Genomic DNA, 24,802 nt, shown 5'->3' on the forward strand with positions numbered 1-24,802 from the left:
CCTGTCGCCTCGGCCTCACCTCGTCGGCCGGGGCGACAGCTCCAGCTCGTTCCAGATGGTGGTGAAGAGCTCCTGGTAGCGTGGGTGGGCGCGCACGGCGACGGGATCGTCGGCGGTCTCGTCGATGCCCACCTCGTAGACGTCCTTGACCCGTGCCGGGCGATTGGTGAGGAGCACGATGCGGTCGGCCATCGAGATCGCCTCGCCGATGTCGTGGGTGATCAGGATGACGCTCTTGCTCTCCTCGCGGATGATGCGCTTCACGTCGGCCTGCAGCAGCAGACGGGTCTGGAAGTCGAGGGCGGAGAAGGGCTCGTCGAGGAGCACGACTTCGGGATCGAAGGCGAGGGTGCGCATCAGCGCCACGCGCTGGCGCATGCCACCGGATAGGGCGGCGGGCTTGGCGTTCTCGAACCCCTTGAGGCCGTAGCGCTCGATCAGCTCCTCGGCGATCGCGCGGGCCTTGGCGCCGCGCACGCCGCGTACCTCGAGCCCCAGCGTCACGTTCTGCGTGACGCTGCGCCAGGGAAGCAGCAGGTCCTTCTGGAGCATGTAGCCGACGTGCCCGGCGGCCCGGTCCACCCGCTCGCCCGACACGGTGACGCTGCCCCCCTGGATCGGGATCAGCCCGGCGATGGCGTTGAAGAGGGTGGTCTTGCCGCAGCCCGACGGGCCGACGAGGGCGAGCACCTCGCCGCTGTGGAGCTCGAGCGAGATGTCGTGGACCGCCTCGACGGCGCTCTCCGTCCCCTCGTTGTAGACGACGCGGACGCCGTGGGCGGCGAGAACGGCCTCGCTCACGCGGACCCTTCCCGCAGGAAGTCGAGCACGATGCGGTTGAACTCGTCCGGCATCGTCTGGCTGGCGGCGTGGGCGCCGTCGGCCATGATCATCACCTCGGCGTTCGGGATCAGCGTGCCGAGCTCGTGCGAGTAGTAGGCCGGCGTCAGATGGTCGTTGGCGACGCCGAGCACCAGCGTCTCGTGGGTGATCTCGCCGAGACGGGCGGTCCAGTCGAAGGCGAGGAGGGCGTCGATGCGGCTCGCCATGATGTCGATGTCGGGATTGGCGCCGTAGACGGTCGCCTCGGCCTTCTCCAGCTTTTCGATATTGTCGCGGATCCACCAGCTCGGATGCAGGAAGATCGGCGTCGCCTTCACGTAGGCGTCGGCGCCGGCGGCAAGGAGAAGCTCCTTGCGCACCTCGAAGCAGCGGCGGAAGAAGCCGTCCGCCTTCGTCCAGGTGGAGGCCATCACCGGCCTGGCGATGCGGTCCGGGTGGGTCACGCACAGGATCTGGGCGATGGCCCCGCCGGTGGAGTGGCCCACGAGGTGCGCCTTCTCGATGTCGAGCGCGTCCATCAGCTTCAGCGTGTCGTCGGCCATCTGCTCCAGCGAGTAGGCGATCTTGGAGCGCGAGCTTTGGCCCGTGCCGCGATGATCGTGCAGGATCACGCGATACGATTGAGCGAAGGCCTCGATCTGGGGGTTCCAGTAGGCGCCGACACCCCCGAGCCCCGCCACCATCATGACGGGAAAGCCGGTGCCGTGCTCCTCGTAGTAGAGTTCTGCGTCGGTGACGGGCGCAAAGGGCATGGGGCGGGTCCTAGTAGGTGAGGCGTTTTTCGATCCAGGCGACGACGACTTCGAGCATCAGCGCCATGATCATCAGGGAGAAGATCCCGACCCAGACGCTGTCGAGATCGTAGAGCTGGCCGGAATAGTAGACGTGGTAGCCGAGCCCTTCCTCGGCGGAGATGTACTCGCCCACCACCGCGCCGATGAGGGCGAAGCCCACGTTGAGGCGGAAGGCGGCCACCACCCACGGCAGGCTCCCCGGCACGATGATGGTGCGGAAGATCTGCAGCGGTCGCGCGCCGAGCGAGCGCATCAGGCGCACCCAGTCCTGATCCACCTGCTGGGTGCCGTTGTAGGAGGTGATGAAGGCGACGATGAAGGTAATGATCGCCGCGATCGCCACCTTGGAGCCCATGCCGAGGCCGAACCACACCACGATGAGCGGTGCCAGCGAGATCTTCGGCACCCCGTTGAGGGCGACCATATAGGGGTGGAGGATGCGCGCCCATAATGGCGACAGCCACAGGGCGAGGCCGCTCAGCGTGCCGAACAGGCTGCCGATCAGGAAGCCGAGGATCACCTCCTGCAGCGTCACCCAGAAGTGGCGGATCAAGACGCCCGAGGCGATCTGCTCGCCGAACGCGGCGATGACGCCGGAGGGCGTGCCGTAGATGTAGGCCTTGATCACGCCGAGGTGGATCAGGATCTCCCACGCCGCGAGGATCACGGCGAGGACGAGGAACTGGTAGAGGAGGATGCGCGTCCCGCTCACCGGGGCGCGCGTCGCGGGGGCCTTGGGGGGACTTGCCGGATCGGCCATGGTGCGCCCGCCGCCTCAGATGTGGGCGATCGAGGCGATCTCGACGAGGAACTCGTCGCGCACCAGCTCGCAAATGATGCAGTAGCGGGCCGGCGGCGCGGCGCCGAAGAACTCGGCATAGACTTCGTTGAAGGCGGCGTAGTCCGATCGCTGCTTCAGCATGATCATGTTGTAGGCGATGTCGGTGGGCTTGCCGCCGGCGGCCTCCACCACCGCGAGGATCTGCTCGATGACGTAGCGGGTCTGGGCCTTGATGTCGCCCACATGGAGGCTCTCGCCCTCGGCCGAAATGGCGAGGGTGCCGGCGACGTAAAGCGGCTCGCCGCTCGCCTTGGAGCCGTGCACATAGGGCGCGATGGGCTTCGACGCGCCCTTCGGGGTGACGGGAACGAACATCGATCTTCTCCTCAGCTGGCGGGCGTGTTGATGGCGAGCGTCTCGCGAAGGTCCTCGCTGGTGGCCGACCAGCCGAAGAAGGTCTCCACGTTGTACACCGTCGCCTCCTGCACCATCGGCGGGCCGGCATGGTGACAGCAATCCTTCACGAGCACCGCGAAATATTCGAGCGCGAACGCGTCGCGGATCGTCGTCTCGACGCAGACGTTGGTGGCGACGCCGACGAAGATCAGGTTGCGGATGCCGCGCGAGCGCAGGATCGAGTCGAGCGCGGTATTGTAGAAGCCGGAATAGCGCGGCTTCGGCACCACGAGGTCGCCCTCCTTGGGGGCGATCTCCTCGCGCAGCGCATAGTCCCAGCCACCCTTGGCGAGCAGCGTCCCGTTGAGCTCGGGGCGCTTTCGTATCAGCTTCAGCGCGTTGGACTTGTACTGGTTGGGCGAGAGCGCGCCGCCCGCCTCGCGGTAGCCGGCATCCCACCCGTTCTGCAGATAGACGATGGTGACGCCCGCCGCGCGGGCCGCCTGGAGCACCGGCGCCGTCGCCTTGACGGAAGCCTCGGCGCCCTCGTGGCTGAAGCCCGCGAGATCGATGTAGCCGCCCTTCGACAGGTAGGCGTTCTGCATGTCGACCACGATCACGGCGGTGGCCGCGAGGTCGAGCGAGAGATCCTCCGGCCGCGCGCGCAGGGTGCGCACGACGGGCTCCCGCGGAAGCGTCGGCGCGACGGTCATTTCGCGGCGTACTCCGCGGCCGCCTTCTCGGCGAAGGAGTTGTCGACCATCTGCTCATAGGGCAGCGACTTGCGCAGCGTGCCGGCGACGAGTTCGTGGTTCATCATCGTGTCCCATTCGGCCTTGGAGATCGTCGGGGCGGTGGGCACCACCGGAGCGTCGCCGAAGAAGCGCGCCTTGGCCGCCTCGATCACGGCGGCGTCGATCTGCGGGAACTCCGCCGCGCTCACCTCGGTGAAGACCTCCGGATCCTGGTGCAGCAAGGCCTGCGCCTGCGCGATCGCGTTGACGTAGTTCTGGCACATCTCGGGGTTTTCGTCGCGGAAGGTCTCGGTCACGAAGCTCGAGGTGAAGACCGCGGGACCCACCGCGCCGCCGATGGCGAAGACCGTCTCGAGGCCGAACTTCGTCTCCGCGATCGAGGCGTCCCACTCGAAGACGCAGGCGATGTCGGCCCGGCCGTCGGCGACCGCCTGGATCTGCGCGCCGAAGGGAAGCTGGAGGAAGGTCGCCCCCTCGGCCTCCGGATCGAAGCCGCCGAGCTCCTTCATCGCGTAGGTCGGAGTGGTGATGGTGTTGGAGGGATATTTCAGCGTCGCGATGCGCTTGCCCTTGAAGTCGTCGACGCTCTCAAAGGTGGTGCCGGGCTTGGCGACGACCCACACCGAGATGTGGCCGACGATCTTGGCGATGTTGATCATCTGCGCCCCCTCGACGGTGGCGTTGACCGACATCGCGGGGGCCGTCACCGCGAACTCCGCCGAGCCGGAGAGGAGGGCGGGCACGGGCTGGGCGATGCCGCCGGCGGAGCGGATCGTCATGTCGATGCCCTGCTCGGCGAAGAAGCCCTTCGCCTTCGCCACGTAGATCGGGATGTAGAAGCCGAGGTGGATCGCCTCGGAGATCGTCGCCGGTGTCGCCGCGGCGGCGCGACCGATGCCCCCGAAGGCGCCAGCGGCCGCACCGGCCGAAAGACCCAGGGTGAAGGTTCGCCGGTCGATGGCCGGCCACGCGCGCTTCGTCATCTCAGCTCTCCTGTCCGCACGGCGGGTCCGGATCTGCGCCGGACGCCTCGATCGACACGACGTTAGCGAGCCCTCGTGTGGCGCGATATTGCTTTCTCATCGCCAATGCGTTGCGGAAAACGCAACGCTTTGGCTGGTGATCTCGCCCACCCCTCGATCGGCGAGCTCGGTGAACTTCAAGACCATCAGGCGCAGGAACTCGGCCGCCGCGAAGGGCAGCTCCCGATCGCGGTGGACGCAGAGGGCGGTGCGGCCCGGGGCGATCTCGTCGGCACGGACGGGGACGACGGTGATCGCCGCCGCCTCCGCTTCGGTGAGAGTGGTGACGGCCGGCCGGAACGAGATCGCCATCCCCGAAAGCGCGGCCTGCTTGGTGAGCTCGAGCGAGTTGGTGTCGATGGCGACGGTCGGGACGCAATTGTGCCGGCGGAAGCCCGCGTCGATCATGCGGCGCAGGCCGAACGTCGGATCGGGCAGCGCGAGCGGCTCGCCGACGAGGTCGCGCACGGTAAGCTCGGCATGGCCTGCGAGCGGGTGGCCGGGCGGCACCAGACAGCGCAGCGGCTCGACATATTCGAGCACGGTGACGATGTCGGAGCGTTCCGGCGCATTGTAGACGACGGCGATGTCGGCCTCGTCCCGGATCAGGGCCTCGAGCAGGCGGTCGGTGGCGGCGGTCGCGAGGCTGAAGGTGATCGCCGGATAGCGCGAGCGGAAGGTGGTGAGGATCGAGGGTACGAACTCGGCCACCATCCCCTCGATCACGTAGGCGACCACATGGCCGCGCCGCAGCCCCTTGAGATCGTCGATCCACCCGCGCACCCGACCGAGATCGCGGAACGTGCGGTCGGTGTGGCGGGCGAGAAGCTCGCCGGCGGAGGTGAGGCGCACGCCCTGGCCGGTACGCTCCAGGAGCGGCACGTCGAACTCGCGCTCCAGCGACATGATCTGCCGGCTGACGGACGACGGCGAGACGTGCAGCGCCTCGGCGGCCCGACGGATGGAGCCGGCGCGGACGGTTTCGTGGAAATAGCGCAGCGCGGTGAACATGGCGCGCCACCGTGGCAGGTCGCCGGGCGCGGCGCCACCACATGGTGGGCCGCGGCGCCGGGCTCGGCGCGCGGCTCAGTCGATGACGGCGCCTTCCTCGTCCATCCGCCGCCGCATGCGCCGCTTGAGGACGCGGCCGAAGAGGATCGGCAGCACGAAGCCCACGAAGGCGACCGTCCAGAGCCCGATCGCGAGCGGCGAGCCGACGAGGGTCGACCAGTCGCCGTCCGAGATCGTCATCGCGCGGCGCAGATTGACTTCCATCTCGTTGCCGAGGAGCACGCCGAGCACCACCGGGACGAGCGGCACGTCGACCTTGCGCAGCAGCCAGCCGAGCACGCCGAAGGCGACCATCACGATGAGGTCGAAGCTCGAGCCGGAGATGCCGTAGACGCCGACGAAGGAGATCATCGCCACCACCGGCATCAGGATGCGCGGCGGCACGAGGAGAACGCGGGCGAAGAGGCTCACCATCGGGATGTTCATGATGAGGAGCATGAAGTTGCCGATGAAGAGCGCCGCGATGAGGCCCCACACGACGTCCGGGTTCTGCTGGAAGAGGAGGGGGCCCGGGGTGATGTTCATTGCAAGGAGCACGGCGAGGAGCACCGCGGTGGTGCCCGAGCCCGGCACGCCGAGCGCGAGCATCGGCACCAGCGCCCCGCCGGCGGCGGCGTTGTTGCCCGCCTCGGGCGCCGCGACGCCGCGCGGGTCGCCCTTGCCGAAGGTGCGGCCCTTCGGGTCGACGAGCCGCTTCTCCAGCGAATAGGAGATGAAGGAGCCGAGCGAGGCGCCCGCGCCCGGCAGGACGCCCGACAGGAAGCCGAGCACCGTGCCGCGGATCATCGTCGGCGTGCAGCGAGCGAGGATCGAGAGCGGGGGCACCACGCGGCCGATCTTGGGCGGCTCGTGAAGGTCAGCCTTGCCGTGGCGCTCCTCCAGGAAGACGAGCACCTCCGAAAGGGCGAAGAGGCCGACGATCACCACCAGGAAGTCGATGCCGTCATAAAGGTGCACCTCGCCGAGGGTGAAGCGGGGCACGCCGGTCTGGGTGTCGACGCCCACCATGGCGATCATCAGCCCGAGGGCGGCGGCGAAGGCGGCCTTCGCCTGGTTCGTGGAGGCGATGCCGCCGAGCGTCGCGAAGGCGAGGGTGAAGAGCGCGAAATATTCCGCCGGGCCGAACAGGAGAGCGACCCGCACGAGCTGCGGGGCGAGGAGCACCAGGCCGACGGTGGCGAAGAAGGCGCCGACGAAGGAGGCGACGCCCGACAGGGAGAGGGCGAGGCCGGCTTCCCCCTTCTTCGCCATCGGGTGGCCGTCGAGGCAGGTCATCATGGCCGGCTCGTCGCCGGGGATGTTGAGAAGGATCGAGGAGATCCGCCCGCCGTACATGCAGCCATAGTAGACCGAGGTGAGGAGGATCAGTGCCGGGGTGGGCGCGAGCCCCATGGTGAAGGCGAGGGGGATCAGGATCGCGACGCCGTTCGCCGGGCCGAGGCCGGGCAGCGCTCCCATGATGGAGCCGAGGGCGCAGCCGATGAGGGCGAGGGCGAGGTTCTCGAAGGTCAGCGCGATGACGAAGCCGTCGGCGAGCGAGGCGAGGGTGTCCATCTCTGTCTCCCTGGCGCATCCCGCGCCCTATCGAGCCCGGAGGGGATGCCCTATCTCGTTGAACGCGAGTATGTTTTCCCGCTCGAATGATGTCACTCGAGCGGGGCGGGCCCTAGAAGCCGAACGGCCCTTCGGCGAGCGACAGGCCGAGGATGAGCTTGAACACGACCCAGATGCCGAGCGCCGTCGCGATGCCGATGAGAAGCGAGGCGAGGGGGCGAGAGCCGAGCCGCCAGGTGAGGTAGCCGGCGGCGATGGCGGTGGCGATGACGAAGCCCACCTGCGGCAGATAGAGGGCGTAGAGGACGAGCACGGCGATCGCCATCAGGAGCTCGAAGAGGCGCGCTCCCGTCGGCCATTCCGGTCCCTTGTCGGGCCGCAGGATGAAATAGAGGCTCGTCGCCGCCATCAGGATCGCGAGGATGATCGGAAACGTCTTCGGCCCGACGACGTCGGTGATGAAGCTCTCCTCGATGAGCGTGGCCTGCCAGACATAGAGGGCGGCGACGACGAGGCCGACGAGCCCGAGAATTCGGTCGCTCAAGGGGATGCCTCCGGGTGGTGGGGGAGGCGGCCGGGCCGCCTCTCCCGACGGGCTAGCGGATGATGCCGATCTGGCGCGACAGCGCCTGGATCTCGTCGACATTCTTCTCGACGAAGTCCTTGAAGGCGGCACCGCTGAGGTTGAGCTTGGCGAGGCCGTTCGCCTCCATCACCGACTGCCACGCGTCGGTGGCGTACATCTTGGTGATGGCGCCGACCCAAAAGTCGTAGGCGCTGTCGGACATCTTGCCCGGGGCGTAGAAGCCGCGCCAGTTGGCGCCCACCACGTCGATCCCCTCCTCCTTGGCGGTGGGGAAGTCGGCGGCCCATCCCTCGAGGCGCTCGGGGGCGAGCACGGCGAGCACCTTGAGGTCGCCCGACTCCACGAAGCCCTTCGCCTCGGAAATGTCGCCGGTGAAGGCCTGGACCGAGCCGGCGAGGAGCTGCGTCATCGCCTCGCCGCCGCCGGCGAAGGCGACGTACTTGATGGTGCGCACGTCCTCGATGCCCACCTTCTGGGCGGCGAGCAGCACCTTCAGATGGTCCCATCCGCCGACCGCGGAGCCGCCGGCGAAGGCGATGGAGCGCGGGTCGGCCTTCACCTTCTCGAAGAGCTCGGCCAGCGAGGAGATGTCGGACGAGCCGGAGACGCCGATGATGCCGTAGTCGGCGCCGATGGTGGCGACCCAGCGGACCTGGTCGGCGGTGTTGCCGGGGAAGGCACCCTGGGCGAGGCGGGTGGTGGTGGCCGACGAGGCGGCGACGATGAGGTTGTCGTCGCTGTCGCGCTTGTTGACCACCTCGGCGTAGGCGACGCCGCCGCCGCCGCCCGACAGGTTGGTGACCTGCATGGTGGTGGGGATGATACCGAGATCCTGCAGCGTCTTGCCCACCTGGCGGCAGGTGAAGTCCCAGCCGCCGCCGGGGTTGGCGGGCGCGATGCATTGCGGATTGGCGGGCGCCTCCTGGGCGATGGCGGGGGCGGCGAGGCCGACGCCGGCGGCAATCGCCGCCGAGCGCAGAAGCGTCTTGAGCATGGATCCTCCCTGCCGGTTGATGTCCGGCGTGTCAGTGTTTCCCGTGACATTCGGCGGGAAGCGGCGCCGAGGCAAGGGGGCGAGGCGGTATCGATAAGATCCGCCGGTCCGGGGCTGGCGGTCGAAGGCGTGGCAGGGCTATCAGCGCAGGGTGCAACGGCAGGGAGGACAGCATGTCTCAGAAGGTGGCGCTCATCACTGCGGGAGGCAGCGGCATGGGGGCGGGAGCGGCGCGACGCCTCGCGGCGGACGGATGCCGCGTCGCGATCCTCTCCTCCTCCGGCAAGGGAGAGAGGCTCGCCGAGGAGCTGGGCGGCTTCGGGGTGACGGGCTCCAACCAGTCGGCCGAGGATCTGACGCGCCTGGTGTCGGGGGCGATGGAGCGCTACGGGCGGATCGACGTTCTGGTGAACTCCGCCGGCCATGGCCCGAAGGGTGACATCCTCGCCATCGCCGACGAGGACTGGCACACGGGGCTCGACGTCTACCTGATGAACGTGATCCGTCCGACGCGCCTCGTCGCGCCGCTGATGGCGGAGGCGGGCGGCGGCGCGATCATCAACATTTCCACCTTCGCCGTGTTCGAGCCCGATCCGCTGTTTCCAACCTCCGGCGTGTTCCGCGCCGGGCTCGCCGCCTTCACCAAGCTCTTCGCCGACAAGTTCGCCGCGCAGAATGTGCGCATGAACAACGTGCTGCCGGGCTTCATCGACAGCCTGCCGGAGAAGGAGGACCGCCGCGCGCGCATCCCGATGGGCCGCTACGGCACCACCGAGGAGGTGTCGGCGCTGATCGCCTATCTCGCGAGCGACGTCGCCGCCTATGTGACGGGCCAGAACATCCGCATCGACGGCGGCCTGACGCGCTCGGTCTGAGCCTAACCGATGGGCGGGGCGGCGAGGTGGTGCTCGCTCGCCCGCTGGAAGGCGCCGACGAGGGCGAGGAGGGCCATCTCGTCGAACGGGCGGCCGACGAGCTGGAGGCCCACGGGCAGCCCGCCCGCGCCGAAGCCCGCCGGGAAGGCGAGGGCGGGAACGCCGAGATAGTTGGCCGGCCGCATCAGCCGGCTCATGCGCCGGATCAGCGCCTCGGCGAGTGGTCCGCCGCCGACGTCGGTGTCCTCGAGCCTCGGCGCCTCGAAGGCGACGACGGGGGTGAGGACGGCGTCGACCTCCTCCGTCGCGGCGAGGTGGGCGGCAAGGGCGGCGCCACGCCCGCGTGCGGCCGCCAGATAGTCCTGCGCGCTGTAGCCGAAGCCGTTGAGGAGGCGGTTGCGGATCTGCGGCTCGAAGCCGTCGGGCTCGGCGAGGATCTTGTCGCGATGCTGGCTCAGCGCCTCGCTCGCGACGAGCACGAGCTGGCCGGCCGAAAGGGGAGCCTGATCGGGAAGGCGCACCCGCCGCACGGCGACGCCGAGCCGCTCGAAGCCGGTGATCGCCGCCTCGAGAGCGGCGGCGACGCCGGGGCTCAGATCGTCGAGATAGAAGCGTTCAGGCACGCCGATCACGCGGCCGTCGACGGGCGCGTCAACGGCCGCGGCGTAGTCGGGCAAGGGGTGGTCTTCGGCGGTGGGGTCGCGCGGGTCGGGGCCGGCGATCTCCTGCAGCACGGCGGCGACGGCGGCGGCGCTACGGGCCATCGGGCCGATGGTGTCGAGGCTGAAGGAGAGCGGCATGGTGCCGGCGCGGCTCACGAGCCCCTGCGTGGGCTTGAGGCCGGTGATGCCCGTGAAGTGGGCGGGCATGCGGATCGAGCCGCCGGTATCGGAGCCGAGGGCGGCGAACACCATGCGCGCCGCCACCGCCGCCGCCGGACCCGAGGACGACCCGCCGACGATGTGATCGGTGTGCCAGGGATTGTGGACGGGGCCTAGGAAGGCGTTGTGGCCGGTGCTCGAATGGGCGAGCTCGGCCATGTGCAGCGTGCCGAGGTCGAGGGCGCCGGCGGCATCGAGCCGGGCGAGCACGGTCGCCGTGGTGGTGGCGACGGTGTGCGCGAAGCCGCGCGAGCCGAAGGTGGAGACCATGCCGGCGCGCAGGAACATGTCCTTGTGCGCAAGAGGGAGGCCGGCGAGCGGTCCGGCGGCGGGTGCCTGGGCCCGCGCTCGGGCCGCTGCGTCGTCAAGCCGCACGAAGGCGTTGATGGCCCCGTCGAGCCGTCCGATGCGCTCCAGCGCCGCCTCGAGGAGCGCCGCGGGGGTGAGCGATCCGGCACGGAGCGCCGCAAGCGCCTCGGGAATGTCGAGGCAGAGAGGGTTCACCGCCGCGCCGCCCGCAGCGTTGCGACGAGATCGGCGGGCTCGGCGCCGAACGGGAGCGCCTCTCCACGCGGCAGCGCCTCAACCACCGGCAGCACCGCGTCGGCGATGGCGGGACCGCGCTCGGCGGGGGCGCCGTGGGCGACGGCGGCGGCAGCACGCGCCGCAATCCTCGGGTTGGCATCGCTGTTGCTAGCAGCGGGCATGATGAACACTCCCTCTTACGCCGTTTGGCTTAAGTTAAATCTCCCTGAAATACAATGATCTGTCACCAGTTTGGCTGGAGCCCCCAAATGTTCGACGTCCGGGCTCGGACACCTTTTGACTTTCAATCCCGTCAGAAGGTGATGGAGCTCGATTTTTCGGCGGATGAATACGCCCGTCGTTGTCGCGAATTGGCGGCCGAGATGCGCGAGGATGGACTCGACGCGCTGTTGATCTTCGAGCGCGGCGGGGATTGCTCCAACACGCGCTACCTGACGGGCTTCGCCCACGCCTCAACCTTCACGGGAGACTCGCTGACCCTCGTGCGGGACGACGGCGAGGTGGCGCTGATCACGAGCGCCATCGCCCACGGCGAGCCGATGCACTCCAATATCCAGACCGCCTGGCTCGAGACCGTGCGCTGCCTCGCGAGCGGCGCGGCCGAGGCCTTCGCGGCGACGGCGGGGGAGGTGCTCGCGGCGTGGACATCGCGGCGCGTCGGCCTCCACGATCCGGATCATCTGCCGCTCGGCATCTACCGGGCGCTGACGGCGCTCGGCGGCCTGCGCTTCTCGCCGGCGCAGGATCTCGTCGCGCCGCTGCGCCGGGTGAAGTCGCCGGCCGAGATCGCCGTGCTGCGCCGTCTCGGCGCGATCACCGCCGAAGCGATGGGGGCGGCCGTCGCCGCGGTGCGGGAGGGGGTGTCGGAGTCCGAGATCGCCGCCGAGGCGCACCGCTCCGCCATCGCCGCCGGGGCGGAGCTGATGGCCTTCGGCTGCTACGTCGCGACCGGCCCGCGCGGCGCGCTCAAGAATGTCGCGCCGCGCCCCGACCGGTTCGTCGCGCCGGGCGAGCTCGTGGTCATCGATCTCGGCCTCAAGCTCGCCGGCTACCAGTCCGACATGTCGCGCAACGTGGTGGTGGGGAGGGTGGACCCGCGCCTTGCCGACATGCTCGACGCCTGCGACGCGGCGCTCGCCGCGGGTAAGGCCGCGACGCGGCCCGGCGTGCGCGACGTCGACGTGGTGGCCGCCGTGCGCGAGGTGATCGCCGAGCGGGGCTTCGAGGCAGACGACTATTCCATTTGCCACAGCTACGGCCTCGACCTCGTGGAGGCGCCGCGCTTCGACGCGGCGCGCCCCACCACGCTGACCGCCGGCATGACCTTCTTCGTCGAGCCGATGATCATCCCGCCGCACGTCGGCTCGGTCTGCATCGAGGACATGATCGTGGTGACCGACACCGGCTGCGAGACGCTGACGCCGCTGCCCACGCGCCATTGGCCCGGCGCGTGAGGGTCGCGGCGAGGCGACCTTCCCTGCTCGGGCGGCGCGTTCTAGGTTTCCCGTCGTTCCCGCATCGCTGAGGAGTGGCGAGAGATGTTCGAGATCAAAGCCGTGAGCTTTCGGGACCCCGATGCGCCGGCGGCCTTCGCCCGCTCGCTGCGCGAGACGGGCTTTGCCGTGCTCGCCGACCACCCCATCACCCCGGAGCGGATCGACGCGGCCTATGCCGAGTGGGGCCGCTTCTTCGCCTCGCCCGACAAGGAGAGCTTCAAGGTTCGCCCGCCCGCGCCGGACGGCTACTATCCGTTCCGCTCCGAGAACGCCAAGGGCGCGCCGGCCAAGGACCTCAAGGAGTTCTTCCAGGTCTACCCGGCGACGCACCTGCCCGACAGCGTCGAGGCGACGACGCGCGGCCTCTACGAGGATCTCGTCGTCCTCGGCATCACGCTGCTCGAGTGGGTCGAGGACAATACCCCGCCCGAGATCCGGGCGCGGTTCAGCGAGCCGCTGCCCGCCATGCTGCGCGGCAGCGCGATGTCGATGCTGCGCATCCTCCACTATCCGCCGCAGACCGGGGCGCCGCCCGAGCCCGGCGCGACGCGCGCCGCCGCCCACGAGGACATCAACCTCATCACGCTGCTCGTCGCCGGCTCCGCCCCCGGCCTCGAGGCGCAGGACCGCGACGGCAACTGGCATGCCGTGCCCTGCGACCGCGGCATGATCGCCGTCAACACGGGGGACATGCTGGAGCTCGCCTCGGGCGGCTACTACCCCTCGACGACCCACCGCGTGGTCAACCCGGAGGACGGGCAGGGCGGGGCGCGCTTCTCGATGCCGATGTTCATCCATCCGCGCCCCGAGGTCCGCCTCAGCGTGGAGAAGACGGCGAACGAGTATCTGCAGGAGCGGCTGCGCGAGATCGGCCTCGCGGGGTGAGCCGCGGGCCCACTTGCGGTGGACCACCGCCGGAGCTTTCAATAGATTCGAAAAATGCGCAGGCGCGCACAACGGAGATGGTGATGGAACTGACGCGGATCGCGGGTCTCGCCGGTGCACTTCTGACGGCCGTCGCCGTTGCGCCCGCAGCGGCCCAGGACTTCAAGCCCGCCGTGGTGTTCGACATGGGCGGCAAGTTCGACAAGTCGTTCAACGAAGGCGTGTGGAACGGCGTCAAGCGCTTCTCCGACGAGACCGGCATCGAGGTGATGGAGTTCGAGGTCACCAACGAGACGCAGCGCGAGCAGGCGATCACCCGCATGGCCCAGCGCGGGGCGACGCTGGTGCTCGGCGTGGGCTTCTCCCAGGCCGACGCCATCGACAAGGTGGCGCAGGAATATCCCGACAAGAAGTTCGCCATCATCGACGTCTACTGGCTCGATCAACCCAATCTGCGCCAGTACCGCTTCGAGGAGCATCAGGGCAGCTACCTCGCCGGCGTCGCCGCGGCGATGGCGAGCGAGACGGGCACCGTCGGCTTCGTCGGCGGCATGGACGTGCCGCTGATCCGCAAGTTCGCCTGCGGCTACGTCCAGGGCGTCAAGGCGACCGATCCCGACGCCACGGTGATCGAGAACATGACCGGCACCACCCCCGCCGCCTGGAACGACCCGACGAAGGGCGCCGAGCTCGCCCGCAGCCAGATCGATCGCGGCGCGGACGTCGTCTACCACGCCGCGGGTGGCACCGGCCTCGGCGTGATCCGCGCCGTCGCCGATGCCGGCAAGCTCGCCATCGGCGTCGACAGCGACCAGAACGACGTGGCGCCCGGCTCGGTGCTGACATCGATGCTGAAGCGCGTCGACAACGCCGCCTACGACACGCTGATGGACGGCAAGAACGACGAGTTCACCTCCGGCATCGTGAGCCTCGGCCTCGCCGAGGAGGGCGTCGATCTGGTGGCGAACGAGGAGAATGCGGCGCTCATGACGCAGGAGATCCGCGCCGCCGTGGACGGGGCGAAGGCCAAGATCATCGCCGGCGAGATCGAGGTCCACAACTACGAAGACGACCAGAGCTGCCCGTTCTGAGCCGCCCGATGCATCTGCCGCGGCGGCATCGAGAGGCGGCGCGATGACGCCCCCCGCCGTCCGCCTCACCGCGATCTCCAAGCGTTTCGGCGCGGTGCAGGCGAACGACGCGGTCGACCTCACCGTCGCGGCCGGGGCGATCCACGGCATCATCGGTGAGAACGGGGCGGGCAAGTCGACGCTGGTATCGATCCTCTCCGGCCACTACACGGCCGATTCGGGAGAGATCGCCCTCTTCGGCAAGCCGGTGAAGCTTGCGACCAGCGCCGACGCCATCGCCCTCGGCATCGGCATGGTGCATCAGCACTTCATGCTGGTGCCCAATTTCACCGTCCTCGAAAATCTCATGCTGGGCCTCGCCAAGGCCCCCTTTCTCGCCGAAAGCCGGGCCGACGTGCGCGAGCGCCTCGCCCGCATCGAGGAGGACTACGGCCTCTCCGTCGATCCCGACATGGTGGTGGAGCGGCTGCCCGTCGGCCTGCAGCAGCGGGTGGAGATTATCAAGGCGCTGATCGGCGGCGGCCGCATCCTGATCCTCGACGAGCCGACCGGCGTCCTCACCCCCGACGAGACCGACCGCCTGTTCGAAAGCCTCAAGGTGCTGAAGTCGAAGGGGGTGACGATCCTCCTCATCACCCACAAGCTGCGCGAGATCATGGCGATCACCGACACGGTGTCGGTGATGCGGCGCGGCAGGATGGTCGCCCACACCGCCACTGCGGACACCGATCGGGCGAGCCTTGCCGAGCTGATGGTGGGGCGCAGCGTGGAGCTCGTGACGAACACCCGCAGCCGCGCCGCCGGCGAGGTCGCGCTCGCGGTGCGCGATCTCTCCGCCGAGGACGAGACGGGCAAGGGGAGGCTCCACGCCATCTCCTTCGACCTGCGCGCCGGCGAGATCGTCGGCGTCGCGGGTGTCGCGGGAAACGGCCAGTCGGAGCTTCTCGCCGTGCTCGCCGGGCTGACGCCGCCGAGTGGCGGCAGCTTCGCCTTCGCCGGGCGCACGGTGAGCGCCGCAGCGCCCGCCGATCCGCACCTGATGCGCCGCCTCGGCCTCGCCCACGTGCCGGAGGATCGACGCCGGGAGGGTCTCGTCATGGCCTTCCAGATGCTCGAGAATGCGGTGCTCGGCTATCTCCGCTTCGCCCGGGGGGCGCGGCGCTGGCTCCTCGAGAAGCGCCGCATGCGCGAGCGCTGCGACGGGCTGATGCGGCGCTTCGACGTGCGTCCGCCCGACCCGCGGCTGCGCGCGGCGGGCTTTTCCGGCGGCAATCAGCAGAAGCTGGTGCTCGCCCGCGAGCACGGCGCGGCGCCCACCGTCCTCCTCGTCGGCCAGCCCACGCGGGGGGTCGACATCGGCGCCATCGAGTTCATCCACCGCGAGCTCCTCGCGCTGCGCGACAAGGGCTGCGCGATCCTCCTCGTCTCGGTGGAGCTCGACGAGATCCTCGCCCTCTCCGACCGGGTGATGGCGATGAACGCCGGCCGCATCGTCGGCATCCTCGACGCCGCGGATGCCGACCGGCAGAGCGTGGGGCTGATGATGGCGGGCGTCGACCGGGCGGCGAACTCGGACCGCGCCGCCATGGGTCGCGCCGGCATGGGTCACGCCGGCATGGGCCACGCCGCCGGAGACGAGCGTTGAGCGCGGCCCCGCTGCCCCGCTGGGCCGATGTGGTGGTGATCCCGGCGATCAACCTCGTCCTCGCCTTCCTGGTCGCGGGCGCGGTGGTGGCGATCATCGGCGAAAATCCGTGGCGCGCCTTCCTGGTGATGATCGAGGGGGCCTTCGTCTATCCCGGCAGCCTCGGCTACACGCTCTACTACGCGACGAACTTCATCTTCACGGGGCTCGCGGTGGCGGTCGCCTATCACGCCCGCCTCTTCAACATCGGCGGGGAGGGGCAGGCGGCGATCGGCGGGCTCGGCATCGCCCTCGTCTGCCTCGCGCTCGACCCCTATCTTCCGGGCGTCCTGGTGATCCCCATCGCGATCGCGGCGGCGGCGCTCTTCGGCGCGGGGTGGGCGTTCCTGCCGGGCTTTCTGCAGGCGACGCGGGGCAGCCACGTCGTCATCACCACCATCATGTTCAACTTCATCGCGGCGGGCGTGCTCGTGTCGCTGTTGACCGGACCGCTCATCCGCCCCGGCCAGTCGACGCCGCAGACGCGCAACATCGCCGAAGGCGCGACGCTGCCGAAGGTCCACGAGATCCTGCGCGCCATGGGCTTCGACGCGGCCTCCTCGCCGCTCAACCTGTCGCTCCTCTTCGCCCTCGTAGCGGCGGTCGGGGTGTGGGTGCTCGTCTGGCGCACGCCCTTCGGCTACCGCCTGCGCACGCTCGGCGAGAGCGAGCCCGCCGCCCGCTATGCCGGCGTCGCCGTGCCTCGCACCATCGTGATCGCGATGATGATCTCCGGCGCCCTCGCCGGCATGATGGCGATCAACGACGTGCTGGGCGCCCAGGAAAAGCTCGTCCTCAACTTCACCGCCGGCTACGGCTTCACCGGCATCGCGGTGGCGCTGATGGGGCGGGGCCATCCGGTGGGCATCGTCATGGCGAGCCTCCTCTTCGGCGCCCTCTACCAGGGCGGGGCCGAGCTCTCCTTCGAGTTCCGCACCATCGATCGGGAGATGGTGCTCGTCATCCAGGGGCTGATCATCCTCTTCTCGGGCGCGCTCGCCTATATGTTCGAGGCGCCGCTCTCCCGCCTCCTGTCGCGCCGGGGGCGCCGCGCCGTTCATGCATGAGGTGATCGTCGACATCGCGCAGATCCTCGCGAGCACGCTGCGCCTTTCGACGCCGCTCATCCTGTGCGCGATGGCGGGCCTCTTCTCGGAGCGGGCGGGGGTGGTCGACATCGGCCTCGAAGGCAAGCTCCTGATGGGCGCCTTCGCCGCCGCCGCCGTGGCGAGCCTCACCGGCAGCCCCTGGCTCGGCCTTCTCGCCGGCATCCTCGCCGGCATGGCGATGGCGCTCGTCCACGCCTTCGCCTGCATCACCCACCGCGGCGACCAGATCGTGTCGGGGGTGGCGATCAACATCCTCGCCTCCGGCCTCACGGTGGTGATGGGCATCGCGATCTTCTCCCAGGGTGGCCAGTCGCCGCCGCTCTCGCGCGAGGAACGCTTCCTGCCGATCACGCTGCCCTTCGCCGACGCGCTGCGCGGCGTGCCCATCCTCGGCCCGATCTACGCCGACCTCATCAGCGGCCAGAACCTCCTCGTCTACGTCGCCCTCCTGTCGGTGCCGCTGGCGGTGGTGGTGCTCTTCGCCACCTCGTTCGGGCTGCGGCTGCGGGCGGTGGGGGAGGCGCCCGAAGCCGTCGACAGCGCCGGCTATTCGGTGGCGTGGCTGCGCTACCGGGCGGTGCTGATCGCCGGCCTCCTGTGCGGCATGGGTGGGGCCTATCTCTCGATCGCCCACGGCGGCGGCTTCGTGCGCGAGATGAGCGCGGGCAAGGGCTACATCGCCCTCGCAGCTTTGATCTTCGGCAAGTGGCGGCCGGTGCCGACGCTCTTCGCCTGCCTCCTGTTCGGCGTTCTGGAAAGCTCCGCCTCGCGCCTCTCCGGTGTGTCGCTCCCCCTCGTCGGGGCGATCCCCGTCGACGTGGTGCTTCTCGCCCCCTACGTGCTGACGGTGGTGCTTCTCGCGGGCTTCTTCGGTCGGGCGATCCCTCCGCGCGCGCTCAGCGTGCCCTACGTCAAGGACCGCTGAGGCGGGAGCCGGAAGGAGGCGTCAGGACAGGGCGGTCTCGGCCTCGGCGGCCTCGTAAGCCTCCGCGTGCGTCATCCACTCTTCCTCGGCGCTCTCGCGCGCCTCCACCCAGCGGGCTCGCTCCTGGCTGATCGCGGCCGCCTTGGCGGGGTCCTTGGTGTAGAGGCTCGGGTCGGCGAGGAGGGCGTCGCGCTTTTCGATCTCCGCCTCGGCCTTGGCGATGGCGCGCTCGGCGGCCTGCATCTTCTTCTTCAGCGGGGCGAGGGCGGCGCGCGCCTCGGCCGCCTCGCGGCGACGGTCCTGCGCGCTCATCCGCTCCGCCGGCTTCTCCGCCGCCTCGCTGCGCGACTTGCGCGCGTTGCCGATGATCAGCGCCCGGTAGGCCTCCATGTCGTCGTCGAACGGCTTCACCGTGCCCTCGCCCACGAGCCACAACCGGTCGACGCAAGCCTCCACCAGATAGCGGTCGTGGCTGATCAGGATCACCGCCCCCTCGTAGCTGTTGATCGCGTCGATGAGAGCGGCGCGGCTGTCGATGTCGAGGTGGTTGGTGGGCTCGTCGAGGATCAGGAGGTTCGCCCCGTTCATGGTGGCGAGGCCGAGGAGGAGCTTCGCCCGCTCGCCGCCCGAAAGGTCCCGCGCGGGCGTGTCCATCCGCTCGCCGGCGAGCCCCATCTGGGCGACCTTGGCACGCACCTCCGCCTCGCCCTCGTAGCGCAGGCGCGCGCGGACGTGGTCGAACGGGCTCTCGGCCGGCCGCAATTCGTCGAGCTGGTGCTGGGCGAAGTAGGCGATCTCCATGCGATCGGCCCGCGTGGTCGTGCCTTCCATCAGCGGCAGGCGGCCGGCGAGGAGCTTGGCGAGGGTCGACTTGCCGTTACCGTTGGCGCCGAGGAGGGCGATGCGGTCGTCGTCGTCGATCCGCAGGTTGAGGCGGCGCAGCACCGGCGTGTCGCCGTAGCCGATCACCCCGCGCTCCACCGCGATGATCGGCGGCGACAGCGTGCGCTTGGGGGCGGGGATGCGGATCGGCGGCATCGTCTCGTCGAGGACGGGCTCGATGAAGGCCATCTTCTCGAGCTTCTTGATGCGGCTCTGGGCCTGGCGCGCCTTGGAGGCCTTGGCGCGGAAGCGGTCGACGAAGGCCTGGAGGTGCGCCCGCTCCTCGGCCTGCTTGACGGCGCGCTTCTGGGCAAGCTCCGCCTTCTCCCGCCGCAGCCGCTCGAACTCCGAATAGTTGCCGCGATAGGTGACGAGCTTGCCGTTGTCGACGTGGATGATCTGCCGCGCGACGGTGTCGAGGAGGTCGCGGTCGTGACTGATCACCACCACCGTGTGCGGGTAGCGGGCGAGATAGGTCTCGAGCCACACCGTGCCTTCGAGGTCGAGATAGTTGGTGGGCTCGTCGAGGAGGAGGAGGTCGGGCTCGAGGAAGAGCACCGCCGCGAGCGCCACCCGCATCCGCCAGCCGCCGGAATAGGAGGAGCAGGGGCGCTGCTGGGCGGCGTCGTCGAAACCGAGGCCGGCGAGGATCGAGGCGGCCCGAGCCTGCGCCGAGTAGGCGTCGATGTCGGCGAGGCGGGTGTGGATCTCGCCGATCCGGTGCGGGTCGGTCGCGGTCTCCGCCTCGGCGAGGAGGGCGGTGCGCTCGGTATCGGCGGCGAGGACGGTGGCGATCAGGCTCGCCTCCGTGCCCGGCGCCTCCTGCGTCACGCGGCCGAGGCGCTGGCCGTCGGAGATCTCGATATCGCCCGATTCGGCGGCGAGCTTGCCGCAGATGATGTTGAAGAGGGTGGTCTTGCCGCAGCCGTTGCGGCCGACGAGCCCCACCTTCGCCCCGTCCGGCACGGTGGCGTCCGCCCCCTCGATGAGGGTGCGCCCGTTGATGCGGTAGGTGAGGTTGCGGATCTTCAGCATGCCGGCTTATGGGGCCGGTGAGGCGCGCCGCGCAAGAGGCGAGCGGCGCGCCTCGGCGGGTCAGCCGACCTCGCGCAGATAGTAGAGGAGATCGAGCTCCGGTGCCTCGCCGACGAGGCGGGTCAGCATCGCGTGCACCTGGCCGCGGTGGTGGGTCTGGTGGTTGAAGAAGTGAGCGAGGACCGGGGCGAGCGGCTGGGTGAACACCTCCGGCGTCGTCGCCCGGCGGAAGGTGATGGTGCCGGCGAGATCCGCCTCGCTCTTGCCGTCGACGGTGGCGACGATGCGCGCGTCGAGCGCCTCGCGCATCGGCCGCAGCGTCGCGAACTCCTCCGCCACGATGGCGTCGAGCCGGCTCGGCGCCTCGCCCTCGCCCGTCACCCGCTTCATCCAGATGAGGTCGGCGGTGACGAGGTGATTGAGGGTGCCGTGCACCGAGTGGAAGAAGGCGCCGCAGTCGGCCCGGTAGTCGTCGTCGGATAGGGCGGCGGCGGCGTCGTAGAGGCGACGGTTCGCCCACGCGTTGTAGCGCGCGAAGGTCTGAAAATGAGGCTTCATCATGAAACGATCCACGGTTGCGGGTGGGCCGATCGTCAGCCTATAGCGAGCCGACGCCGCGGATGCGGCACCCGACCCGCCGCGCACGCGGCCTTTTTCATAGACGCCGCGCGCGCGGCAGGCACGGAGACTATCATGGCGATCGAACGCACCTTCTCGATGATCAAGCCGGACGCGACCAAGCGCAACCTCACCGGCAAGATCGTCGATCGTCTCGAGAGCGCGGGGCTGCGCGTCGTCGCCTCCAAGCGCGTTTACATGTCGAAGGCGCAGGCCGAGGCCTTCTACGCCGTCCACCGCGAGCGCCCCTTCTACGGCGAGCTGACCGCGTTCATGTCGTCCGGCCCCACGGTGGTGCAGGTGCTCGAGGGCGAGGACGCCATCGCCAAGAACCGTGAGGTGATGGGGGCGACCAATCCCGCCGAAGCGGCGCCCGGCACGATCCGCGCCGACTTCGCCCAGTCGATCGGCGAGAATGCCGTGCACGGCTCCGACGCGCCAGAGACCGCCAAGGAAGAAATCGCCTTCTGGTTCAGCGGGGTCGAGATCGTCGGCTGACGCCGAGGATCTCCGGCGTCGCCCCGGCGAACCGGCGCACGCCCCGGCGAACCGGCGCACGCCGAGGCACCGGGGCGTGCTCCCTAGCCGGCGCGGGCGAGGAGGCGCTCGGCGAGGGTGAGGTGGGGTTTGTCCACCATCTTGCCGTCGATCGAGACGACGCCCGCGCCCGGGTTGCTGGCGAAGGCGTCGACGATCCGGCGGGCGTGGGCGAGCGCCTCGGCCGTCGGGGTGAAGGCCTCGTTGATCACCGGCACCTGCGCCGGGTGGATCGCGAGCTTGCCGAGGAAGCCGTCGAGGGCGGCCGCGTCCGCCTCGGCCTTGAGGCCCGCGTCGTCGCGGAAGTCGACCCACACCGAATCGATCGGCGTGACGCCGGCGGAGACGGCGCCGGCAAGGCACAGGGTGCGTGCCGTCTGGAACGGTCCGGTGAGGACGCCGTCGGCGTCGCGCGAGCGGGCGGCGCCGAGCGAGGTCGACAGATCCTCCGAGCCCCACGTCATCGCGGCGAGGCGGCTGCTCGCGCCGCGATAGGTGCCGAGGCCGAAGAGGGCGCTCGCCGTCTCGGTGGCGATGGCGATGATCTTGGTCGAGCCCTCGATGGTGTCGGCGTGGGCTTCCTCCACCGACAGGAGCTGCGACAGATGGGTGACGTCGGCACCCGATTCCGACTTCGGCAGCATGATGTAGGCCGGGCGGCCGGGCATCACCGCGCTGAGGTCGTCCTCAAGCAGGCCGCTCGCGAAGGAGTTGACGCGCACCGCGATGGTGGCGGGCGCGTCGGGCAGGACGTCGCGCACCATGGCGCGGGCGACCGCCTTGCGCGAGATGTCCACCGCGTCTTCGAGGTCGAGGATCACGACGTCGGCGCCCGAATCGAACGCCTTGGCGAGCTTTCGCTCCGAATCGCCCGGAACGAACAGGAGGGACCGCATCAGACTTCCACCGTGGGGTTGCGCTTCTTCATCATGGCGGTGCGGGTGGTCACGGCCACCACGACGCCGTGCTGGTTTTCCGCCGTGTGTTCGAGCTCCACAAGGCCCACGTCGCCGCGGGAGCGCGATTCGCGCTTCGCAAGGATCTTCGTCGACGCGTAGATCGTGTCGCCGTGGAAGACGGGGTGGGGAAAGCGCGTCTCCTTCATGCCGAGATTGCCGACGGTGGTGCCCATGGTGAGGTCGTTGACGGCGATGCCGATGAGGAGGCCGAGCGTGAAGATGGAGTTGACGAGCGGCTGCCCCCACTCGGTCTCCGTCTCGGCGAAGTGGCGGTTGATGTGCAGCGGCTGCGGGTTCAGCGTCATGTTGGAGAACAGCATGTTGTCCATCTCGGTGATGGTGCGCGACAGCTCGTGGCGGTAGACGCGGCCCACCTCGAAGTCCTCGTAGAACAGTCCCGGCATCGGCGCCTCCCTCGTTTGGCGCGAGCCTAGTCGCGCCCGCGCGGGGAGGGAAGGCGACCCTCAGTAGGTGAACTGCTCGGCGAGGATGCGCTCGTCCCACGAGTGGTCGGGGTCGAACATGATGATGCAGGAGGCGGTGCGGTCCTCGCGGATGTCGACGCGGGCGACGGAGCGGATCTCGACGTGGTCGGCGGCGGCCGCGACGGGCCGCTTGTGGCGCTCCAGCGTCTCGATGGAGACGGTGACGTGGGAGGGGAGCAGCGCGCCCCGCCAGCGCCGCGGGCGGAAGGCGGAGATCGGCGTCAGCGCCAGGAGCTGGGCGTTGATCGGCAGGATCGGCCCGTGGGCGGAGAGGTTGTAGGCGGTCGAGCCGGCGGGGGTCGCGAGCAGGATGCCGTCGCACACGAGCTCGCGCAGCCGCGGGCGCCCATCGATGTGGATCGCGAGCTTGGCGGCCTGGTGCGTTTGGCGCAGCAGCGACACCTCGTTGATCGCCCGCGCCTCGAAGGCCTCGCCGTCGACGTCCACCGCCTCCATGCGGAGCGGGCGGATCATGGTGATGTCGGCGCAGGCGACGCGCTCGGGCAAATCGTCGACGGCGAACTCGTTCATCAGGAAGCCCACCGAGCCGCGGTTCATCCCGAAGGTGGGCTTGCCGGTCGACATGAAGCGATGGAGGCAGGACAGCATCAGCCCGTCGCCGCCGAGGGCGACGATCACGTCGGCATCGTCCGGATCGCAGCTCCCGTAGCGTTTGCCGAGGAGCTCGGCCGCGGCCTTCGCCTCGGGGGTGTCGGCGGCCATGAAGGCGAAGCGCTCGTAGGGTTGGCGGCTCATGCGCGGGACCGGGCGGGAGAGGACAAGGAGATCATGGGGCGTCGGCTGAGGGGGAGGGCGGCATCATCGCCTTCTGAGGCGGCACGTCAACGGCATGGTGCGTCGACGGTCCGGCGCGTCGGGGCGCTTCGGGTCAATGGCCGGGCGCGAGTGCGGCGAGGCGGGCCTCGGCGGCGGCGAGATCGTCTGCGGTGTTGATGTTGAGAAGCTCGTCCTCGCTGAAGGCGACGTGGCGGGGGTCGAGCGGGGTGAGGGTGTCGATCAGGCTCCACCCCGACGGGAGACGCCGCAGCCGCTCCACGCGAAAGAGGCCGACGGTCGGGTTGAGGCGCCGGTCGACCGCGATCGCCGCGCCGTCCTGGGGCGGGGCCGCGTCGGCGAGCGCGGCGCGAAGCCGGGTCGCGAGATCGGCGGGCAGGAACGGCGTGTCGGTCGGGGCGGTGAGGAGGTGATCGGCGCGCGTCGCGTCGGCGGCACCGAGGAGCGCCGCCACCGGGCCGGCGAGGCCCGGCCGGTCGGCCCACGGCACGAGGCGGGCGGCGACCGGGGCGGCGAGGTGGGGGGCGAGGGCGGCGATCAGCGCCTCGGCCTCGGCCGTGGTGCGGGCGACAATGCCGAGCGTCGCCGCCTGTGTGCCGAGGCGGTCGACGACGCGCGCGAGGAGCGGCCGGCCGGCGAGCAGCCGCAGCGGCTTGCCTCCGCCGATGCGGCTGCCGTCGCCGCCGGCGTAGATCGCCGCGTCGATGATCGTGGGCGGCATCGCTCTCTCCGTCGGCCCTTGCTGGAGAACCCCTTATGGATCAGGCTCGCGCCGATCACACCATGGGCCGGCAAGGGGGACACGACAAGGATGGTCAGTCGCGAGGAGGTGCTGGAGGCGCTGTCCGAGGTGGAGGGGCCGGACGGGCAGGACATCGTCACCGCCGGCCGCGTCCGCTCGCTGGTGATCGACGGTGCCCGCGTGGGCTTTGCGCTGGCGGCAGGCGCCGGCGAGGAGGCGGCGATGGAGCCGGTGAGCCAGCGCGCCGAGGAGCGCGTCGCCGCGCTTGCGGGCGTCGACAGGGTGCTCGCCGCGGTGGTGGCCGACGAGGACATGCCGGCGATGGACGGGGCGATGCCGCGCGGGGGGGCCGACAGCGGCATCGCCGCGCGGGCGCGGCGCCTCGCGGGGCGCTTCGGCCGCCGCGACATTCCAGCGCGGCCGAGCCCGCGGCCTGCGCCGCAGCGCCCCGCCGGCACGGA

The 24,802-nt window shown here is 70.0% G+C and carries 25 protein-coding genes and 2 pseudogenes; 9 read left to right on the forward strand and 18 right to left on the reverse strand.

Translation table 11 applies throughout. The annotated features are described in order from the left end of the window. Nucleotides 1-15 precede the first annotated feature (15 nt). From JCR33_RS13730 to JCR33_RS13775, 10 genes are all read right to left on the reverse strand, one after another. Nucleotides 16-801, reverse strand: coding sequence for an ABC transporter ATP-binding protein (locus JCR33_RS13730; protein WP_198882651.1), 786 nt, complete (start codon nucleotides 799-801; stop codon nucleotides 16-18). After that, entirely contained in the window at nucleotides 798-1,595 is a 798-nt protein-coding gene (rutD, locus tag JCR33_RS13735; protein WP_198882652.1) for a pyrimidine utilization protein D, read from the reverse strand. Before rutD ends, JCR33_RS13730 begins: the two co-directional genes overlap by 4 nt. A 10-nt stretch (nucleotides 1,596-1,605) precedes the next feature. Beyond that, a complete protein-coding gene (locus JCR33_RS13740; RefSeq protein WP_332461188.1) occupies nucleotides 1,606-2,349 on the reverse strand; it encodes an ABC transporter permease in 744 nt (247 codons plus the stop codon). 63 nt (nucleotides 2,350-2,412) lie between these two features. Then, nucleotides 2,413-2,793 (reverse strand): Rid family hydrolase, encoded by a 381-nt coding sequence (locus JCR33_RS13745; protein ID WP_198882654.1) that lies wholly within the window; start codon nucleotides 2,791-2,793, stop codon nucleotides 2,413-2,415. An 11-nt stretch (nucleotides 2,794-2,804) separates the two neighbouring features. Then, entirely contained in the window at nucleotides 2,805-3,527 is a 723-nt protein-coding gene (locus JCR33_RS13750) for an isochorismatase family protein (RefSeq protein ID WP_198882655.1), read from the reverse strand. Beyond that, nucleotides 3,524-4,552: an ABC transporter substrate-binding protein gene (locus tag JCR33_RS13755; RefSeq protein ID WP_198882656.1), complete on the reverse strand. Its 1,029-nt coding sequence runs from the start codon at nucleotides 4,550-4,552 to the stop codon at nucleotides 3,524-3,526. The genes JCR33_RS13750 and JCR33_RS13755 overlap by 4 nt, the downstream gene beginning before the upstream one ends. A gap of 96 nt (nucleotides 4,553-4,648) precedes the next feature. Further along, nucleotides 4,649-5,602: a LysR family transcriptional regulator gene (locus JCR33_RS13760; protein WP_198882657.1), complete on the reverse strand. Its 954-nt coding sequence runs from the start codon at nucleotides 5,600-5,602 to the stop codon at nucleotides 4,649-4,651. Between the two features lie 75 nt (nucleotides 5,603-5,677). Next, a complete protein-coding gene (locus tag JCR33_RS13765; protein ID WP_198882658.1) occupies nucleotides 5,678-7,216 on the reverse strand; it encodes a tripartite tricarboxylate transporter permease in 1,539 nt (512 codons plus the stop codon). A gap of 112 nt (nucleotides 7,217-7,328) precedes the next feature. Beyond that, nucleotides 7,329-7,760: a tripartite tricarboxylate transporter TctB family protein gene (locus JCR33_RS13770; protein ID WP_198882659.1), complete on the reverse strand. Its 432-nt coding sequence runs from the start codon at nucleotides 7,758-7,760 to the stop codon at nucleotides 7,329-7,331. 52 nt (nucleotides 7,761-7,812) lie between these two features. Next, on the reverse strand, nucleotides 7,813-8,796 hold the full coding sequence (locus tag JCR33_RS13775) for a Bug family tripartite tricarboxylate transporter substrate binding protein (RefSeq protein WP_198882660.1): 984 nt from the start codon (nucleotides 8,794-8,796) through the stop codon (nucleotides 7,813-7,815). Nucleotides 8,797-8,969: 173 nt separating this feature from the next. On the opposite strand from JCR33_RS13775, the gene JCR33_RS13780 reads away from it, so the two are divergent. Further along, on the forward strand, nucleotides 8,970-9,671 hold the full coding sequence (locus tag JCR33_RS13780) for an SDR family oxidoreductase (protein WP_198882661.1): 702 nt from the start codon (nucleotides 8,970-8,972) through the stop codon (nucleotides 9,669-9,671). A 2-nt stretch (nucleotides 9,672-9,673) separates the two neighbouring features. On the opposite strand, the gene JCR33_RS13785 is transcribed toward JCR33_RS13780, so the two are convergent. Together JCR33_RS13785 and JCR33_RS13790 are read right to left on the reverse strand one after the other, a co-directional pair. Continuing rightward, nucleotides 9,674-11,056, reverse strand: a complete 1,383-nt coding sequence (locus tag JCR33_RS13785; RefSeq protein ID WP_198882662.1) for an amidase — start codon at nucleotides 11,054-11,056, stop codon at nucleotides 9,674-9,676. Next, nucleotides 11,053-11,259, reverse strand: coding sequence for a hypothetical protein (locus tag JCR33_RS13790; RefSeq protein ID WP_198882663.1), 207 nt, complete (start codon nucleotides 11,257-11,259; stop codon nucleotides 11,053-11,055). Before JCR33_RS13790 ends, JCR33_RS13785 begins: the two co-directional genes overlap by 4 nt. A gap of 141 nt (nucleotides 11,260-11,400) precedes the next feature. Here JCR33_RS13790 and JCR33_RS13795 point away from each other — a divergent pair, with 141 nt between their 5' ends. The 6 genes and pseudogenes from JCR33_RS13795 (at nucleotide 11,401) to JCR33_RS13820 (ending at nucleotide 18,288) form a co-directional block, all read left to right on the forward strand. Further along, the gene (locus JCR33_RS13795; protein ID WP_269751189.1) at nucleotides 11,401-12,552 is read left to right on the forward strand and encodes a M24 family metallopeptidase; all 1,152 of its coding nucleotides are present in this window, start codon (nucleotides 11,401-11,403) and stop codon (nucleotides 12,550-12,552) included. An 84-nt stretch (nucleotides 12,553-12,636) separates the two neighbouring features. Continuing rightward, nucleotides 12,637-13,479, forward strand: coding sequence for an isopenicillin N synthase family dioxygenase (locus tag JCR33_RS13800; protein WP_198882665.1), 843 nt, complete (start codon nucleotides 12,637-12,639; stop codon nucleotides 13,477-13,479). An 83-nt stretch (nucleotides 13,480-13,562) separates the two neighbouring features. Continuing rightward, nucleotides 13,563-14,570, forward strand: a complete 1,008-nt coding sequence (locus tag JCR33_RS13805; protein WP_211110283.1) for a BMP family lipoprotein — start codon at nucleotides 13,563-13,565, stop codon at nucleotides 14,568-14,570. A gap of 43 nt (nucleotides 14,571-14,613) precedes the next feature. Next, nucleotides 14,614-16,125: pseudogene (locus JCR33_RS13810) on the forward strand (ABC transporter ATP-binding protein); the annotation flags it as partial. 86 nt (nucleotides 16,126-16,211) lie between these two features. Continuing rightward, complete coding sequence (locus tag JCR33_RS13815; RefSeq protein WP_198882668.1) at nucleotides 16,212-17,321, forward strand: ABC transporter permease; 1,110 nt, start codon at nucleotides 16,212-16,214, stop codon at nucleotides 17,319-17,321. After that, nucleotides 17,314-18,288, forward strand: coding sequence for an ABC transporter permease (locus tag JCR33_RS13820; RefSeq protein ID WP_198882669.1), 975 nt, complete (start codon nucleotides 17,314-17,316; stop codon nucleotides 18,286-18,288). The genes JCR33_RS13815 and JCR33_RS13820 overlap by 8 nt, the downstream gene beginning before the upstream one ends. 21 nt (nucleotides 18,289-18,309) lie before the next feature. Here JCR33_RS13820 and JCR33_RS13825 read toward each other — a convergent pair whose 3' ends face one another. Beyond that, nucleotides 18,310-20,205 (reverse strand): ABC-F family ATP-binding cassette domain-containing protein, encoded by a 1,896-nt coding sequence (locus JCR33_RS13825; protein ID WP_198882670.1) that lies wholly within the window; start codon nucleotides 20,203-20,205, stop codon nucleotides 18,310-18,312. A 60-nt stretch (nucleotides 20,206-20,265) separates the two neighbouring features. Next, entirely contained in the window at nucleotides 20,266-20,763 is a 498-nt protein-coding gene (locus JCR33_RS13830) for a DinB family protein (protein WP_198882694.1), read from the reverse strand. Nucleotides 20,764-20,898: 135 nt separating this feature from the next. Between JCR33_RS13830 and ndk the strand changes: the two genes are divergently transcribed. Next, nucleotides 20,899-21,321: a nucleoside-diphosphate kinase gene (gene ndk / locus JCR33_RS13835; protein WP_198882671.1), complete on the forward strand. Its 423-nt coding sequence runs from the start codon at nucleotides 20,899-20,901 to the stop codon at nucleotides 21,319-21,321. 83 nt (nucleotides 21,322-21,404) lie between these two features. Here ndk and JCR33_RS13840 read toward each other — a convergent pair whose 3' ends face one another. The 4 genes and pseudogenes from JCR33_RS13840 to mobA form a co-directional block, all read right to left on the reverse strand. Beyond that, nucleotides 21,405-22,256, reverse strand: coding sequence for an HpcH/HpaI aldolase/citrate lyase family protein (locus tag JCR33_RS13840; RefSeq protein WP_198882672.1), 852 nt, complete (start codon nucleotides 22,254-22,256; stop codon nucleotides 21,405-21,407). After that, nucleotides 22,256-22,726, reverse strand: a pseudogene (locus tag JCR33_RS13845) (MaoC family dehydratase); the annotation flags it as partial. The pseudogene JCR33_RS13845 and the gene JCR33_RS13840, both read right to left, overlap by 1 nt. Nucleotides 22,727-22,783: 57 nt before the next feature. Next, nucleotides 22,784-23,560, reverse strand: a complete 777-nt coding sequence (locus JCR33_RS13850; protein ID WP_198882674.1) for an NAD kinase — start codon at nucleotides 23,558-23,560, stop codon at nucleotides 22,784-22,786. Between the two features lie 133 nt (nucleotides 23,561-23,693). Then, nucleotides 23,694-24,320, reverse strand: coding sequence for a molybdenum cofactor guanylyltransferase (gene mobA / locus JCR33_RS13855; protein WP_198882675.1), 627 nt, complete (start codon nucleotides 24,318-24,320; stop codon nucleotides 23,694-23,696). A 90-nt stretch (nucleotides 24,321-24,410) separates the two neighbouring features. Between mobA and JCR33_RS13860 the strand changes: the two genes are divergently transcribed. Beyond that, nucleotides 24,411-24,802 (forward strand): iron-sulfur cluster assembly protein (locus tag JCR33_RS13860; RefSeq protein ID WP_198882676.1); only part of this gene is annotated, 392 nt, incomplete at its 3' end.

Origin of the sequence: Acuticoccus mangrovi, assembly GCF_016411865.1 — a bacterium.
GTDB classification, from domain to species: domain Bacteria; phylum Pseudomonadota; class Alphaproteobacteria; order Rhizobiales; family Amorphaceae; genus Acuticoccus; species Acuticoccus mangrovi.

Excerpts from the sequence above, each read along its gene's own strand:
- JCR33_RS13790 (WP_198882663.1), bottom strand. The coding sequence starts at position 11,259 with ATGCCCGCTGCTAGCAACAGCGATGCCAACCCGAGGATTGCGGCGCGT.
- JCR33_RS13775 (WP_198882660.1), bottom strand. The coding sequence starts at position 8,796 with ATGCTCAAGACGCTTCTGCGCTCGGCGGCGATTGCCGCCGGCGTCGGC.
- JCR33_RS13765 (WP_198882658.1), bottom strand. The coding sequence starts at position 7,216 with ATGGACACCCTCGCCTCGCTCGCCGACGGCTTCGTCATCGCGCTGACC.
- JCR33_RS13830 (WP_198882694.1), bottom strand. The coding sequence starts at position 20,763 with ATGAAGCCTCATTTTCAGACCTTCGCGCGCTACAACGCGTGGGCGAAC.
- rutD (WP_198882652.1), bottom strand. The coding sequence starts at position 1,595 with ATGCCCTTTGCGCCCGTCACCGACGCAGAACTCTACTACGAGGAGCAC.
- JCR33_RS13850 (WP_198882674.1), bottom strand. The coding sequence starts at position 23,560 with ATGAGCCGCCAACCCTACGAGCGCTTCGCCTTCATGGCCGCCGACACC.
- JCR33_RS13825 (WP_198882670.1), bottom strand. The coding sequence starts at position 20,205 with ATGCTGAAGATCCGCAACCTCACCTACCGCATCAACGGGCGCACCCTC.
- JCR33_RS13750 (WP_198882655.1), bottom strand. The coding sequence starts at position 3,527 with ATGACCGTCGCGCCGACGCTTCCGCGGGAGCCCGTCGTGCGCACCCTG.
- JCR33_RS13760 (WP_198882657.1), bottom strand. The coding sequence starts at position 5,602 with ATGTTCACCGCGCTGCGCTATTTCCACGAAACCGTCCGCGCCGGCTCC.
- JCR33_RS13840 (WP_198882672.1), bottom strand. The coding sequence starts at position 22,256 with ATGCGGTCCCTCCTGTTCGTTCCGGGCGATTCGGAGCGAAAGCTCGCC.
- ndk (WP_198882671.1), top strand. The coding sequence starts at position 20,899 with ATGGCGATCGAACGCACCTTCTCGATGATCAAGCCGGACGCGACCAAG.
- JCR33_RS13820 (WP_198882669.1), top strand. The coding sequence starts at position 17,314 with ATGCATGAGGTGATCGTCGACATCGCGCAGATCCTCGCGAGCACGCTG.
- JCR33_RS13755 (WP_198882656.1), bottom strand. The coding sequence starts at position 4,552 with ATGACGAAGCGCGCGTGGCCGGCCATCGACCGGCGAACCTTCACCCTG.
- JCR33_RS13795 (WP_269751189.1), top strand. The coding sequence starts at position 11,401 with ATGGAGCTCGATTTTTCGGCGGATGAATACGCCCGTCGTTGTCGCGAA.
- mobA (WP_198882675.1), bottom strand. The coding sequence starts at position 24,320 with ATGCCGCCCACGATCATCGACGCGGCGATCTACGCCGGCGGCGACGGC.
- JCR33_RS13745 (WP_198882654.1), bottom strand. The coding sequence starts at position 2,793 with ATGTTCGTTCCCGTCACCCCGAAGGGCGCGTCGAAGCCCATCGCGCCC.
- JCR33_RS13800 (WP_198882665.1), top strand. The coding sequence starts at position 12,637 with ATGTTCGAGATCAAAGCCGTGAGCTTTCGGGACCCCGATGCGCCGGCG.
- JCR33_RS13780 (WP_198882661.1), top strand. The coding sequence starts at position 8,970 with ATGTCTCAGAAGGTGGCGCTCATCACTGCGGGAGGCAGCGGCATGGGG.
- JCR33_RS13805 (WP_211110283.1), top strand. The coding sequence starts at position 13,563 with ATGGAACTGACGCGGATCGCGGGTCTCGCCGGTGCACTTCTGACGGCC.